Source organism: Vibrio sp. 10N.247.310.24 (assembly GCF_041467175.1).
In the GTDB taxonomy this organism is placed as follows: domain Bacteria; phylum Pseudomonadota; class Gammaproteobacteria; order Enterobacterales; family Vibrionaceae; genus Vibrio; species Vibrio tasmaniensis_A.
The window spans coordinates 21,004-33,850 of record NZ_JBFSUD010000033.1; the positions used below are offsets into that span (position 1 = coordinate 21,004).

At 45.3% G+C, this 12,847-nt stretch carries 19 protein-coding genes; 2 read left to right on the plus strand and 17 right to left on the minus strand.

Going from position 1 to position 12,847, the window contains the following annotated elements; translation table 11 throughout:
• Positions 1 to 88: 88 nt before the first annotated feature.
• The gene (locus AB6E08_RS12115; RefSeq protein WP_372065535.1) at positions 89 to 1,840 is read left to right on the plus strand and encodes a terminase large subunit domain-containing protein; all 1,752 of its coding nucleotides are present in this window, start codon (positions 89 to 91) and stop codon (positions 1,838 to 1,840) included.
• 21 nt (positions 1,841 to 1,861) lie between these two features.
• Positions 1,862 to 2,830 carry a phage portal protein gene (locus tag AB6E08_RS12120; RefSeq protein ID WP_372065532.1) on the plus strand — a complete coding sequence of 323 codons (969 nt, stop codon included), beginning with the start codon at positions 1,862 to 1,864 and terminating at the stop codon, positions 2,828 to 2,830.
• A 24-nt stretch (positions 2,831 to 2,854) separates the two neighbouring features.
• On the opposite strand, the gene AB6E08_RS12125 is transcribed toward AB6E08_RS12120, so the two are convergent.
• The 17 genes from AB6E08_RS12125 to AB6E08_RS12205 all read right to left on the minus strand — a co-directional run bounded on the left by AB6E08_RS12125 (position 2,855) and on the right by AB6E08_RS12205 (position 12,845).
• Entirely contained in the window at positions 2,855 to 3,376 is a 522-nt protein-coding gene (locus AB6E08_RS12125; RefSeq protein ID WP_372065529.1) for a hypothetical protein, read from the minus strand.
• Positions 3,377 to 3,378: 2 nt separating this feature from the next.
• Positions 3,379 to 3,915 carry a lysozyme gene (locus tag AB6E08_RS12130; RefSeq protein ID WP_102258104.1) on the minus strand — a complete coding sequence of 179 codons (537 nt, stop codon included), beginning with the start codon at positions 3,913 to 3,915 and terminating at the stop codon, positions 3,379 to 3,381.
• The gene (locus AB6E08_RS12135; RefSeq protein ID WP_065679523.1) at positions 3,912 to 4,154 is read right to left on the minus strand and encodes a hypothetical protein; all 243 of its coding nucleotides are present in this window, start codon (positions 4,152 to 4,154) and stop codon (positions 3,912 to 3,914) included. Before AB6E08_RS12135 ends, AB6E08_RS12130 begins: the two co-directional genes overlap by 4 nt.
• A gap of 159 nt (positions 4,155 to 4,313) precedes the next feature.
• Positions 4,314 to 4,766 carry a hypothetical protein gene (locus AB6E08_RS12140; RefSeq protein WP_372065526.1) on the minus strand — a complete coding sequence of 151 codons (453 nt, stop codon included), beginning with the start codon at positions 4,764 to 4,766 and terminating at the stop codon, positions 4,314 to 4,316.
• Positions 4,763 to 5,629, minus strand: a complete 867-nt coding sequence (locus AB6E08_RS12145) for a hypothetical protein (protein ID WP_372065523.1) — start codon at positions 5,627 to 5,629, stop codon at positions 4,763 to 4,765. The genes AB6E08_RS12140 and AB6E08_RS12145 overlap by 4 nt, the downstream gene beginning before the upstream one ends.
• The gene (locus tag AB6E08_RS12150) at positions 5,626 to 6,156 is read right to left on the minus strand and encodes a hypothetical protein (protein WP_372065520.1); all 531 of its coding nucleotides are present in this window, start codon (positions 6,154 to 6,156) and stop codon (positions 5,626 to 5,628) included. The genes AB6E08_RS12145 and AB6E08_RS12150 overlap by 4 nt, the downstream gene beginning before the upstream one ends.
• A complete protein-coding gene (locus tag AB6E08_RS12155) occupies positions 6,138 to 7,181 on the minus strand; it encodes a baseplate J/gp47 family protein (RefSeq protein ID WP_372065517.1) in 1,044 nt (347 codons plus the stop codon). The genes AB6E08_RS12150 and AB6E08_RS12155 overlap by 19 nt, the downstream gene beginning before the upstream one ends.
• Positions 7,178 to 7,579 (minus strand): phage GP46 family protein, encoded by a 402-nt coding sequence (locus AB6E08_RS12160; RefSeq protein WP_372065514.1) that lies wholly within the window; start codon positions 7,577 to 7,579, stop codon positions 7,178 to 7,180. The genes AB6E08_RS12155 and AB6E08_RS12160 overlap by 4 nt, the downstream gene beginning before the upstream one ends.
• Positions 7,576 to 8,175: a phage baseplate assembly protein V gene (locus AB6E08_RS12165; RefSeq protein WP_372065511.1), complete on the minus strand. Its 600-nt coding sequence runs from the start codon at positions 8,173 to 8,175 to the stop codon at positions 7,576 to 7,578. The genes AB6E08_RS12160 and AB6E08_RS12165 overlap by 4 nt, the downstream gene beginning before the upstream one ends.
• Entirely contained in the window at positions 8,168 to 9,106 is a 939-nt protein-coding gene (locus tag AB6E08_RS12170; RefSeq protein WP_372065508.1) for a phage tail protein, read from the minus strand. The genes AB6E08_RS12165 and AB6E08_RS12170 overlap by 8 nt, the downstream gene beginning before the upstream one ends.
• Positions 9,103 to 10,293, minus strand: coding sequence for a DNA circularization N-terminal domain-containing protein (locus AB6E08_RS12175; RefSeq protein ID WP_372065506.1), 1,191 nt, complete (start codon positions 10,291 to 10,293; stop codon positions 9,103 to 9,105). The genes AB6E08_RS12170 and AB6E08_RS12175 overlap by 4 nt, the downstream gene beginning before the upstream one ends.
• Before the next feature lie 277 nt (positions 10,294 to 10,570).
• On the minus strand, positions 10,571 to 10,792 hold the full coding sequence (locus tag AB6E08_RS12180; RefSeq protein ID WP_372065503.1) for a hypothetical protein: 222 nt from the start codon (positions 10,790 to 10,792) through the stop codon (positions 10,571 to 10,573).
• 34 nt (positions 10,793 to 10,826) lie between these two features.
• Complete coding sequence (locus tag AB6E08_RS12185) at positions 10,827 to 11,081, minus strand: ogr/Delta-like zinc finger family protein (protein ID WP_065679533.1); 255 nt, start codon at positions 11,079 to 11,081, stop codon at positions 10,827 to 10,829.
• A gap of 18 nt (positions 11,082 to 11,099) precedes the next feature.
• Positions 11,100 to 11,489: a hypothetical protein gene (locus AB6E08_RS12190; RefSeq protein ID WP_372065500.1), complete on the minus strand. Its 390-nt coding sequence runs from the start codon at positions 11,487 to 11,489 to the stop codon at positions 11,100 to 11,102.
• Position 11,490: 1 nt separating this feature from the next.
• The gene (locus tag AB6E08_RS12195; protein ID WP_372065497.1) at positions 11,491 to 12,210 is read right to left on the minus strand and encodes a DNA adenine methylase; all 720 of its coding nucleotides are present in this window, start codon (positions 12,208 to 12,210) and stop codon (positions 11,491 to 11,493) included.
• 96 nt (positions 12,211 to 12,306) lie between these two features.
• Positions 12,307 to 12,435, minus strand: a complete 129-nt coding sequence (locus AB6E08_RS12200; protein ID WP_258186669.1) for a hypothetical protein — start codon at positions 12,433 to 12,435, stop codon at positions 12,307 to 12,309.
• Positions 12,432 to 12,845, minus strand: coding sequence for a hypothetical protein (locus AB6E08_RS12205; RefSeq protein ID WP_372065494.1), 414 nt, complete (start codon positions 12,843 to 12,845; stop codon positions 12,432 to 12,434). The genes AB6E08_RS12200 and AB6E08_RS12205 overlap by 4 nt, the downstream gene beginning before the upstream one ends.
• Positions 12,846 to 12,847: the final 2 nt, after the last annotated feature.

The window sequence follows — 12,847 nt, forward strand, 5'->3', positions numbered from 1 at the left end:
CGCCTTTTTGTATTTGTCCTAGTTCTAAACGCTTGATATAGAAATCGTTCAAGCTGAGTAATCACAGGCGCTGTAGCACTATGCAAACATGGAAAATAATGTTGTTAGCGAACCGCTATATACCGCCGACCAAACGAAAGCTTTGGGACTGTTTTTACGCCAACGTAAGCCTGCAGAAATTGCAGAAGCGGTTGGTGTGGCCACTCGCACGGTTCAAAAATGGATAACTCAGTTTGATTGGAAAACGCTGAGGGATGACGCGCCCATCGAATTAATGATGAGACAGCGCATTGCTTACTTGATGTGGGTTGACCAAAAGCTTGAGAGCCAAGAGCGTGAGCTCAAAATGTTGCTCGAACAGCAATTCAAACGTGATGAAGCAGAGCAAAGACGCAACCGACCAGCTGGCCGAAGTGATGGCGAGCAAAAGCGTGGGCGTAAGTCGAATAAGGTGAAGAACGATGTTTCCCATATCACCAAAGAGATGTTGGACGAGTATCGCGAGAAAACCTTTTTCGAATACCAAAAGGAAATTCACGGCCATAAACAAAACGATGAGATCAATGAAGTGCGCTTTTATCTTAAGTCGCGCCAGATTGGTCTTACGTTCTATTTTGCCTTTGAAGCGTTTGAAGATGCGGTGCTGACTGGCGACAACCAGGTGTTTATCTCTGCGTCGAAAAAGCAGTCTTATATTTTCAAAAACTACATTCGACAGTTCGCGATTGAGATTGGTGGTATTGACCTTAAAGGTAAGGACGATATCGAGTTAAGCAACGGCGCAAAACTTGGTTTTATGTCGACCAACGTGGCGACCTCTCAAGGTTTTAACGGCCACATGTATTGGGATGAAGTGTTTTGGATCCCTCGCTTTGCTGAGTTGGATGATTATGCAGGCGGTATGTCGATTCAGGCGCAGTTCCGCACCACTTACATTTCAACCCCTTCCACCATGGCCCATGAAGCCTACCCGAAATGGCAAGGCAAGAAAGAGCACGGCATTGATATCAGCCACAAGGCACTTAAAGCCGGCGCTTTAGGTGTTGATTTTATCTTCCGTCAAATGATCACGGTTGATGATGCGGTTAAGAAGGGCGCGACCTTCTTCAACATGGATAAGCTTAAGCGTAAGTATCCGGTTAAAGAGATTTTCGACAACCTGCTGCGTTGTAAGTTTTTGGATGACAGCGCTTCATTCTTCTCATTGAAAGCATTACTGGCCTGTAAGGCCGATACATCACTGTGGAAAGATGTCGACCACGAGAAAGTAAGGCCTGTGGGTAACGCTGAGGTTTTGGTCGGTTATGACCCAAGAGGCGGCGGAACGGGTGAAAGCTCGGATGATGCTGGCCTTGTGGTGGCGTTGAAGCCGAAACGCAAAGGTGGCGTGTTCCGACTGATTGAGCGAGTGCGCCTTAAAGGCTCTAGTTATGAGCAACAGGCTGACACGATTCGCAGCATTACCGATAAATACAATGTGGTGTACATGGCGATGGATACCAGTGGCGTAGGCTCTGCGGTTGCTGAGCTTGTTCGCAAGTTTTATCCCGCTTTGGTTGAGTTGGATTACTCACCCGAAGTGAAACGTTTGATGGCGTACAAATCACGAGAAATTATTAACAGTGGCCGCTTACAGTTTGAAGCGGAGTGGGATGATCTCGTTCACTCGTTCTTAATGATTCGCCAGCAAACCACCAAAGTAAGTAACCAAATTACCTTTACTTCCAACCGCAGCAAAATTGGCTCTCATGCGGATTTAGCCTGGGCGTCTATGCACGTTCTGCGTTGGGAGCCGATTGATATTAATAACGACACCGACACCACTGTCGAGTTCTTCTAGCCTAATTTTTGGAGAGACCAAGTGATAGAGATTGAATTTTCTAAACCCGTGAGCGTGATGAACAGCGACATTGTCAGTTATTTAGAAGTGGCGTTGGTTGATGGTTTATACGAACCACCGATCGCCTTAGATACGCTAGCCAAAGCACTGCGCACCAACCCGATGCATTCGAGTGCGATTGAGTTTAAGCGTAATACGTTAATGCATGCCATTGCGTTGAGTGGATTACTTTCACGCCAAGATGCAAAGCGCTTTATTCAAGACTACCTCACTTTTGGTGGTGCTCACCTGCAGGTGATTCGGGATTATAGAGGTTTAGGCGAAGTCGTTAAGCTCAAGCACTTACCGACACTTTACATGCGTAGGCGTGAAGACTTGGGATGGACGTATAAGCCAAGAGCTTACGATGATGATGGCCGTATCGACTACAAACATAACCAAGTGTTCTATTTGGGTGATTATGACGTTGCTCAAGAACTGTATGGCTTGCCGAGTCACATTAGCTCTTTGACGTCTATTTGGCTGAACGATGATGCTACCTTGTTTCGTCGTCAGTATTACCGTAACGGTAACCATGCAGGTTACTTACTGTATATGAACGAGCCTTCGATGACTGAGAAGCAAGAAAAGGCAATCAAGAAGCAGCTGCAAGCTCAAGAAGGCATGGCGTTTAAAAACCTGTTTGTGAATGCAAAAGGTAAAGACACCAAAGCACCTGAGCTCAAGCCAATTGGTCAGGTGGAAGCCAAAGACTCTTACCGCGATGTGAAGAACCAGACCATGAACGAGGTGCTTTCGGTTCACCGTGTGCCAATCGAGTTGATGAGCATTCGACGCGAGAGTATTACGTCACTGGATTTGAACAAGGTAGATTGGCTGTTCCACAAGAACGAGCTGCTGCCGTTGATTGATATGATGCAAGAATTGAATGATTTTGTGGGGCAACAGGTTATTACCCCTAAAGAATATAAACGTTTGGATGTGGCTTAGTATCGAGTATAGACAGATTCGTCTTTACTGCAGTGAGTGTTGCAGTTGTGCTCTTATCCAAGTTTGTAGCGATAAGAGCTTCTGAGCATTTTCAGCACAGGTTTGCAGGTTCGCTACATCTTCCGCTAAGACTTCGGCGTCTCGCTCGTAACCTGTAGCGGTTTTGGCGGCACCATCAGGGAGGGTGGAGGGTTGCTGAATACCGATTGTTCTATTATGCGCTCGCACTGATTGGGCACGGATGTGCATCCAGTCAGGATCATTAACAACGCACTGCTTATCATTGTTCTTTTGAGCATACTTGATCACCTCTTTTTCAATCTCTCGAAATTCAATACGAATATCTGGCTTTTGGTTAGCGAGTTTTACGGCTAGTTGAAAAGCCTCATCTTGTTTCTGCTCTACTTTTCCCCAGAGTACGTTTTGCGCTTTTAGTGCTTTGGCTTCGGTAGTTATTACGCCGTAGTCATAAGAGTAATAAGCGACACCGCTAAGAACGGAAGCAAACGCAATGGCTTTAAATAGAGTTAGATATTGGGTCAACATGATCACCACCCATTCAAACAGACGTGTTGTTCTGTTGCTCGTCGTTTAGGAATACCGGCACAGTTACTTTGCTTGAGTCGGCAGTCTTTACCATTCACAAACACCCACCTTGGGTATTCGTTACAAGCGCCTTGATGATCACCTTGGTTAAACTTCTTCAATAAGGTGGAGCGTGTGAAGTTACCTGCACCAAGGTTAAAGACAAAACTCACCATCATGTCGTATTCACCTTGGCTTGGTGTTTGGGTGATGTGTTTATTGACGACACGCTCAGCGGCAGCAACATCTTTAACGAATAGCTCAGCGGCTTTCTGCAATGTGAGTTTTGTGTTTTCCGTTACGCCCTGCGTATGACCTAACCCTGCAGTCCAAACATCAGCACTGCATTGGTAGGGCTTCAGCCTACAGCCTTCTTCATTCGCTACATGGCTAAGGCCGTTCTCACTGATTATTAGCTTTGAATCAATAGTAAAGACAATGGCAAGAACGGAAGCCACAGAACACACCACCGCCTGTATTGCTTTGGTTTTTAGGCTCATGCTGAACCCTCTTTTTGTGAGTTCAATTTGTCTAACTGCGCTTGGCTGAGTTTGGTTGCAATCGCGTAGTGACGAATCGCCATGATGCCCGCGCCAATACCGACCGCAACAGACAACACTTGGAGTACGTCATTTACACCAAAACTGATTAGGGTTGCACTAATGGAAGCTAAGATTTTCTTTAGGCCAGTGACATCTAGTAGTGATACGACTAGTGCCTTTGCCTCTGATTCATTCATTGATTTCTCTCTTATGGCTAGTTAATTAGTTCCCCCATAAACAGTGTATCTAGTTGAGTTTTAAAGGGGACTTATGGCATTTCTAGTGCGGAGATATAGAAGTTCAGAAGGCAAGAAATAGAAAACCCAGCACAATGGCTGGGTTTAATAGGGTTGGGATTAGCTGGTAGGCGGTGTTGGCCACGGGTTTTGTGTTTGAACTTTTTCTCTTTCTTCAACCGCTAAGTCCATGAGTCGATTATATTCAGATTGATCTCCCATGTGCTTTTTGATTTCAGCTTCTTCAAGATATGGACGTACTCTTTGTGTGTACTCTAACTGCCGCTGCTGCGCTATATCGGTTCGTTTGATTTGATACACATCACTCGCAGTTTCTATTCGCCAAATGCCGTTATCTAAAATCAATTCATCGTTAATATGACAATCCAACTGTTGATAGTTATCTATATTGAGCACATGCTTCCTACCACCACTATCAATGAAAAACGTGGTATCCATACTCACATCAACGATTTCCCCGCCCACTTTACGTGCGTGTTCAAATGGAATGTCGGTGTCTATACCATGGGTTCCAAAGGCAACAGGGTAATCATATTCAAAAATTATCTTCATGACGCCCCCAATTTAATTAATGACATGCAGGCTCCACCGTTGTCGTTATCACCATAAAAAAATGACAGTGAGCCATTGGCTCCAAAAATAAAGACATGAATCTGAAGAACATCATCTTTGTTTAATTCAACAGGATGACTGAGTGATGCGGTTGTATCTTTATTTGAATATGCTTGAAGAATGTTCACACCGAAAGCTTTTAGCTCGGAACGTTGTTGGCCATTAACAAACACAGCCATTGACCAAAATGCAAAGTCGCCTGTTCTTAATTTCTCCCAGCAACGTGTTGCTGCATTAAGAAGATACTTCCCCGTTTCCGGAACGGTTAAGACTGCACCTGGTATAGGGTGAAACACTTGGTATGCTGCATTATCAATAAACCCAACTGCGAATACCTCTTGAGTTAAAACATTTTTGAGCTGAGTTAAATCAGATTGAATAGGCGCTAAGTGCAATTCATTTAACTCAGTTTCAGTCACAAACTCTCCGTGCTTAAAGATAACATCTCCAGCTTCACCAGATATCGACGCTTTCAATGTCACCATACCGCCGATACCTTTGGCGAGTGCCACTTTTGGTGTCGAGCATTCGATCACTGCCTGGTTATTGCTATCAAGCACATGGACTTGGTGTAGGTACTCATCAAAGTGCTGCTCAATAGGCAGATTCAAGATGAAGGTTAGTACGCCATTGTCATCGTAGTAACTGGTTTCAATGGTGTTTTCATAGAATGAATACAGTGATTCACTTGGTGCGTCATGGGTTAACGCACCAAGGAGCCGATACTTGGTTACAGTATTTTTCAGCTCACCGTTTAAAATGTCTATTCCGTGCTGAGTCGGAATAGCTTGCAGTGTGCTCATACGGTGTCTCCTATTTCAAGTTGCCATGTGATGGCGGTGCAGCACAGAAAGGGGGCTTCAGCTTCTAATTCAAGCTGAGAGCTAAACTCTGGCTTCATGGTTAAGGCCGTAGCCAGTTCAAATTGTGTCTTTGCATCAAACGGATAAATCCAATGAAACTCGGTGTGCGGCAGTCGCTTTTCTTCTAACGCTTTAAAGGCCGCGTCATTGTTGTAGCTGTACAGGTTTATCTTGATGAGGTTTGGATTCGCTCTTTCATCAAATACCACACCTTTAGAGCCCATGATCATCAAGAGCCGTTGATAGTCTGAAATCTTCCAACCAAACTGCTGCTCTTCAAACTCGGTTAATAGCGACAGTTCAATATCGTCATGGGTTTGCTTGAAGTCTTTGGCCATGCCTTTGATGGTGTTGGCCAGCTCGACGTTCTCCGTGTCTTGCCAATATTCGCCTTTGGGTAATAGCCCACGGTAGGCGTTTTCAAAATCACCGGCACTGTAGTTAATAATTAAGTCGGCGGTGTCCACGTTACGCCTCCTAGTACATGTATCTGGTTTTTATCAATGGCGACCTCACCAACAGGTGTACGAACAATGAAGTTGTTAGTTACGGTTGAAGTGGTTAATACAATCTCAGTGTTGGTGATGGATTCCGGCTTTTGGGTTATCGGGTCAATTTTGCCCATTTTCCCTTTCACGAGATTCTCCAGTGCAGTGACCACATCATTACGTATGGCTTGGTCTTGAATGCCTTGTATCTCGATGTTGAGTGGCACTTGCTTTGGTAAATGCGCGATTGGATGACAACCTGCCAGTCGGTTACGCTCAAAGGTGTCTTGAACTAATTTGACTACTGCAGCACTTAAGGTCGGGTTGTTTTCTCGTGCACCGATATACACTTCCACCATGCCTCGTTGTGGGGTGTTGTCGAGCGCCCAAGCAAAGTCCACATCGGAGTGAGCAGACACGGCCCAGGCTTGGTAATCTTCTGATTTACCAATGAGCTCGTTCTTCTCAAACGCTACGATCACTCTTGAACGCCAATGCTTGAGTTCTTCAATGTTCGCGCCACCTGTCACCCCTTGTGAAACCACACGGTTTGGATCAATTCCGCTGAGCCCTTTGCTTAGCGTCAGTATTGCGCCTGCAGGTAAGTTGCTATCAATACCCGATTTAAGCGCGATGACTTCGACCGGAGCATTGCTGTATTGTTCTTTGGTTGTTTCATACTCGTGATTGGCATGCGTTAAGCGGGTGCCTTTTTTGATCACCACTGTTCCGCCAAGCTCAGTGAACTGCACTCGGCCTGTTGCGAATGTTGGCAGTAGTCGAGGGGCTTTATGGCGATTGGCGTGTAGGTATAACCACTCTTCAGAGCAAGTCTCTGGATGCAGCTGCCTGAACAGCAAATCTTGATAACCATATTGCCCATAGCTGACACCCGCAATGGCAGCGGCTATCCCTTTGGTTGCTGGGTTGTTTTGCCCTGTCGCAGACACCAGATTGGCTTCTGCGCGAGCTATCAAATCATCTAGGCTTCGTTGTGTACTCATTGGTTAACCTTTGAAAGTGGAACATCGAACTGAGAGCCATCGGTTAGGGTGATCATCACATTGCGACCCATTTGGGTTGGCTTCTCTCGCCATACTGAAACTTCAACTGCTTTGGCGTGGCCGTCGGTAATGAGCCAAGCGAGTGACTCTTCACAAAACCGTTTAGCAAGGCTTAATGTTTCGTCGGTGAGCTTTGCTCGCTTGAGTGTCCAGTCACGAGAGCCGACCACGTTTATCAACTCATTGCTCCAAGTGCCGCCACGCTCATTGCTTGCCATACGGGCGCGATCGTTTTGAGTCGATTCGGCATAGTTGTAAACACTCTGAAGCACAGCATGGGTTAATCCTTCTTTAGAGCTGAGTTGTGCTGTCAGGGCGGTTAAATTGAAATGACTCATCCTTTATTTGGCCCCTTGGTTGTTCTGTTTGTCCCGTCGTCTTTGTAGTCGTGGTCGTGTTTCTCGACTTTCACTCCGCCGAACGTACCGGATGAACCACCCACAGAACCGGTGACATCAACGTTCTTTGTTACTTTCAGATTACCGCCGATTTCTACATCACCAGAAAACTTGGACTTAGGTGCAGTAACGTTCACGGCCGTTGCGTTCACTGTGGTCTCTTGTGCCGATATGACTTCTAACTTTGCGCAGGCGTTTATCTTGATGCCTTGTTGCGTGAAATGAACAAGGTTGCCTTTGTCATCAAGTATCGCGACTTCACCAGGCTGCAACTCTATTTGGTGACGTTCGTCTTCAACGTTCACGGTGATGCCGCGAGATGTGGTTCCACCAATGAACAGGTTGTAAGTTTTCGCCCCTGGTAATGGATGGCTCATAAACCCGTAGTTGTGCACGCGTTTTATCTTGTCGTTGGTTCGGCCTGTCGCGGTTTTGATTTGTAATCGGCCTGTGGTTGCACCCGTGACAGTACCGGTGCCAATCACGTTTTTGATTCTGGCCATTAATCGCTGTTGTTGCTGCAGAGCACTAGACATAGCTTTGCTCCTTAAACGGTCTAAACAACTCAATCGAAGTTTCCGTAGAGCTTTCAGACACTGATAGGCCAAGCGACTTGATCACCAACATTTCACTAAAGCTTTGCTCTTGGTCTGCCACTCGAATCACGCGGTTTAAACCATCAATGGCCAATTCGGGGAAGATGTCGGCAATCATGCTTGATGCTGTCAGACTTTGAGCAATGGCAAGGTTGCGCTCATATTTAGCACGAGACAGGCAAGCTTCACGGTTTTGTAATTGGTCACAGGTGATCACCATGGTGCGTGAGCTCTCGACGTTTGGATTGATGACCTGTGCGCTTGCGTCATCCCACTGGCCTTGTACATCAATGGTGTGAAATTGCTGATTGAAGGTGCGCTTGATGTTCAGGCTGTCGATGTTATTGCCCGTTTCTAGGCCGATGTTGCTGATAGTTGCATGCGCGGTGTTTTCAATGGTCAACACGCCACTGCGTTCAACCAACATAAAACCTTGCTCTCGAATCAGTTGCGCCACGTTCTCTACAGGTGATTCCGCATTTATCTGAAACTCAGGGATGACCGGCATACTCTTCACTAGGCTTTTCACTTTCAAACCAAATGGCTTGGCGACATGGCGAAGCAGCTCTTCTACGTTCAAGTTATAAAGCGCATCCATCGTGATGCGTGAATCAATCATGTTGGCACTCTTTGAACGGCCTGAAATGGAAACAGCGTGAGTGCTTGAATCGGTGTTTGAATCCACACCATCAATCTGACCAGTCAGAATCGGCTTGTCGTTAAGGAAGAACTCAACCGACAATGGGCTTTCAATACTCATAGGCTCAATTGAGCAACTGAACGTGTGGGCCAGCTGTTCTATGGAGTAGTTGAGATTCGCTTGATAGAAGGTGCGTGGCTTGCCATCAATGTGCATCGTTAGCGTGTTCATGAGACATCCCTTACGGCAATGTCACCACGAATGAAGAGCGGGTGCTGCAGTGCATTCATTTTGGTGATGACTTTTTCTTGAGTGAACTCATCGTGCGCAATCGCCAGCGCAGGTTGAAAGCGTGGTGACTGCACCGTTCTATGGGGTGCGGTACCGCTGACCACCTTATCTTGCTGAACCTTCACATTGCTTTTCAATGTCGTGACCGCGTCGAACAACTCAATGCTTTCAAGCGTCGACACTTTAGTAGTTTCTTTGATGCGCTCATCGATACCGACAATCAAAGTCGACAGATCATTCTTAATGGTTTCAGGCTGCTTAACCGACTTCGTAATATCAAAGCGGTCGCCTTTTTCTAGGTGTGTGATGTCTTTGTTCATCTTCACTGCGCCCGTCACCATCTGCACATTATGGTGCTGAGTTGGCGTGTCCGGTTTCACTTCACCTAGTAGTAAAGCTTGAGCACTGCGCGAGTTGTCTACCGCTTCATTGCCCGAGCTTGGCTCAGCTTGAACACCATCGGCTACCGCATCCACTGACGTAGAAAACAGATCAGCGAACTCAGTTGGGTTGGTGCTGAGACTACTCACTGCCGAGAATGCTTTATTAATGGCGTGGTTAATGTCTTGAAGGCTTTCATCTTCAAGCTTTAAGCGGTTGGTGATGTCGACCAACACGTTCAGGGCGCTGATGGCATCATTTTGAACCCGGTGAATGTTCGATACATCCAAGCCTTTAACTTGTTTTGCGAAAGAACGCTTCGATAAGCTCTCGACCATGTTGGCCTGTGTTTTTGTGCGAACGGAAGTCGGTGCAGTGATTGAAGGGGAAGAGCCCGCGCGAGCAAACTTCAGGCTCAGCGTGACCAAGCCTTTCTTGGTACTGATGCTTTGCGATACATCTTCAAAGACAAGCGGCAGTTCACCCAACCAAGGATGTTCTAGCTCGCCTGTTGGTGTTGCTTCTAGGTTTTCAATGAGGGTATTGGCATCGGCCAGAGAACTAGAGCCAACGAACACCGCTTCAATCGTGTAGGTACGGGCTTTTGTTCCCATAACTTTGATGTGTGGTAGCTCTGCGTAGGGGATTTCGCTCACTTGCAAGCGTTTACCACCATCAAAGGCGGTCGAGAGGATATTGAGCTTAAGCCCATTCCATCTAGCGTGCTCGTACTGTCGTTCCCACATCAAAAAGCCACCAACTACAGAATAAAATCAGAATTAGGCAGCGAGAATAAAATGAGTGATGGAGTTGGACGCTCAGGCCCTGTTCGGACTCACCCTCCCCTCCACACCAAAATTCCACACTGCAATTATGCGATCTTAGAATCGCATTTCATTTCGGTAGTTGTATTGGAACACAGCCCCCGATGTATCTACATCGAGGGCTGTTTTATATGGGGGATTTAGAGATCGTCCGAGATCGTTTTTGTGCGTTTTTTAGAAAAAGGTGATCGTCAGGTTTTTACAGTCGATAGGCTTGAAGTAATAACGCATCCATAGCCGTTAATTTACGAGCGGCCAGTGAAACACGTTTACTTGATACGCCTGTTTTACGCGATGCTGATTCATAAGACCAGCCAGATTCAAACACTAGCTTTGCAGCTTCTCTGGTTTTCTCTGGCATCTCTCGTTCAGGTAGGATTTCTAGCAGCGCATCAAGGCGCTGCTTAGGGATGAGATTCATCTGGCTTTAAATATCCGTAGTCTAGGCTTCTGGTTTAAGCGCTTGGTTGTTCCATCTGCCCGAATATATCGATTTGGTTGATGTCACCTTTGCAGAGCTCCGGTTGTAACTCTGAGCTTGGCTTCTGACCTGTCGGCTCAATGAAGTGCGAGAACGACGTATGAGCAACAAACACACTTCCGCAATTCAGGTTTAAACACTGGCAATACAGCTCTCTCGTTTCAGAACTGATAGCACGAGAGGTTGCGATACGCGTTTTAGTTTCACATTTCGGGCAGGTTACGAGCATTGTATTAATCCTTTCATGTCATTGCAGCGCAGAAACTTCCGGCGCATTCATTTTTGCCATACATTCAAGCGAGTAGTGGCAAACGTTATGTTTTTCTAAAATGGATATACCTTCCGCCAGTTGTTCTAATTCTTGGCTTACTACACCATTTGAAATGGTAAAATTGTGACCACTAAACCCTGCAAATGTATTATCCAATTCATGACGAACTCCAATTAGCCGTTCGTTTTTACACACCCAACCCTCTCTCAATATTTTACCATCAATGTTCTTGTTAAGTTGATTATTAAGCCACTGTTCTTCATGCATCAGACCACGGTCAAGTATGATGATTGCGTTGTCATTTTGGTGTTTTAATTCTTGGATTATTTTAGCTACGATGACCTGAAGTTTTTGTTTGCTTGTCATTTTAGTTATTCTCCATCGTCATAAGCATTGCACTAAACACGGCTTGTTTTTCTCCACTAGGTAAAGCCTCAAAGTTCTTCGCCCATCGCTTAGCTTTTCTTTGAATACGTTGGCGGTCAGTGGAGTCTTTACCTGCAAAACAGTGGTAATGAACATCACCTGGCGTGAAGTTACACCACACTGTTTCGGTTCTTACGCCGCCACGCGTCATAGCTTGAAAATCCACACTCCACCAATCTGCTAATAGGTCATCGTATATTTCATTTCTATAACCAGAAACCATCACAAAGCAGGGTAGTGAATCGAGCATTTCAAGTAATCGTCTATGATCATCATCGGTCAATTCATTTTCATATCTAGCTGAACTGGTTCTGGTTGAATGCACATATGGTGGATCACAGTAGACAACGGATCTTCCACTTTGGGAAAAATCAAACGAGCTTAGAAAGTCGAATGCATCAGCTTGAAAAACATCAGCTGCAGTAAAGTCAGATTCGTCTATTGCTGAAGAAGAATTGAACCCATCGATACATGTTGAGTTAATATCAATACCAATTTGGTTAGCGGCTGGCGCTTTTCTCTTTAAGACAACTCCGGTCCCTAAGAACGCTTCAATGTAAGTGTCATGCGGTGGCATCAAATTAATAATGGTTTGATAAACACCACTTCCACCTTTTGAACCTAAATACCCCATAAATCCCACTTCACCTAAAATTCTCATCGTGTGGCCAACGTAGTTATAAATGACTATGCTCGAGCAAATTAAGGCTCTTGCTTTCTGGTACCACATAGTCATAAATAACTACACTCGATACGTTTAACCCAAAGGCCAGTTAAAAAGCATTTTCACACCGTCCATGAATATCCAAGCAAGCTGACCACCAAATTCGAATGCAAAGCCAAGAACGAAGGCGAACACTAAATATTGATTTAGCTGTTTAATCATTTTGAACCACCATTTTTATTACAAGTGATGTAATGCTCACTACCTACAGCGTAATATCCCTCTTTTCCCAGTTTCGCTAAAATCATTGCTCTTTCACCGAATGAATAGCTGGCAGCATTCATTTGAAACACACCTATTTCAGAATTAACGACACCTACTTTTATTCCTTCAATCGCTAAATTAACAATACTAAGTTCACTAGCACTGACTAAACGTGAACGATTACCACGAGACATAACCTCATCCACGTATTGAATTGCGTTACCTTGGAATTCATCATCAATGATGGCTTGAACTGTCGAAGCCAGATCACTCGTTCCATAAGCATCTTGATAATCTTCAAGGCCAAGCCAACCATCTTTATTGCTAATTTCAACTTGAATATTTAACGTTAGTTTTCTTTCGCTCATTT

Coding starts and splice junctions, on each gene's coding strand:
- AB6E08_RS12155 (WP_372065517.1), bottom strand. CDS start 7,181: ATGAGTACACAACGAAGCCTAGATGATTTGATAGCTCGCGCAGAAGCC.
- AB6E08_RS12130 (WP_102258104.1), bottom strand. CDS start 3,915: ATGAGCCTAAAAACCAAAGCAATACAGGCGGTGGTGTGTTCTGTGGCT.
- AB6E08_RS12195 (WP_372065497.1), bottom strand. CDS start 12,210: ATGAGAATTTTAGGTGAAGTGGGATTTATGGGGTATTTAGGTTCAAAA.
- AB6E08_RS12180 (WP_372065503.1), bottom strand. CDS start 10,792: ATGAATCTCATCCCTAAGCAGCGCCTTGATGCGCTGCTAGAAATCCTA.
- AB6E08_RS12190 (WP_372065500.1), bottom strand. CDS start 11,489: ATGACAAGCAAACAAAAACTTCAGGTCATCGTAGCTAAAATAATCCAA.
- AB6E08_RS12200 (WP_258186669.1), bottom strand. CDS start 12,435: ATGATTAAACAGCTAAATCAATATTTAGTGTTCGCCTTCGTTCTTGGC.
- AB6E08_RS12125 (WP_372065529.1), bottom strand. CDS start 3,376: ATGTTGACCCAATATCTAACTCTATTTAAAGCCATTGCGTTTGCTTCC.
- AB6E08_RS12175 (WP_372065506.1), bottom strand. CDS start 10,293: ATGTGGGAACGACAGTACGAGCACGCTAGATGGAATGGGCTTAAGCTC.
- AB6E08_RS12170 (WP_372065508.1), bottom strand. CDS start 9,106: ATGAACACGCTAACGATGCACATTGATGGCAAGCCACGCACCTTCTAT.
- AB6E08_RS12135 (WP_065679523.1), bottom strand. CDS start 4,154: ATGAATGAATCAGAGGCAAAGGCACTAGTCGTATCACTACTAGATGTC.
- AB6E08_RS12115 (WP_372065535.1), top strand. CDS start 89: ATGGAAAATAATGTTGTTAGCGAACCGCTATATACCGCCGACCAAACG.
- AB6E08_RS12185 (WP_065679533.1), bottom strand. CDS start 11,081: ATGCTCGTAACCTGCCCGAAATGTGAAACTAAAACGCGTATCGCAACC.
- AB6E08_RS12165 (WP_372065511.1), bottom strand. CDS start 8,175: ATGTCTAGTGCTCTGCAGCAACAACAGCGATTAATGGCCAGAATCAAA.
- AB6E08_RS12205 (WP_372065494.1), bottom strand. CDS start 12,845: ATGAGCGAAAGAAAACTAACGTTAAATATTCAAGTTGAAATTAGCAAT.
- AB6E08_RS12140 (WP_372065526.1), bottom strand. CDS start 4,766: ATGAAGATAATTTTTGAATATGATTACCCTGTTGCCTTTGGAACCCAT.
- AB6E08_RS12145 (WP_372065523.1), bottom strand. CDS start 5,629: ATGAGCACACTGCAAGCTATTCCGACTCAGCACGGAATAGACATTTTA.
- AB6E08_RS12160 (WP_372065514.1), bottom strand. CDS start 7,579: ATGAGTCATTTCAATTTAACCGCCCTGACAGCACAACTCAGCTCTAAA.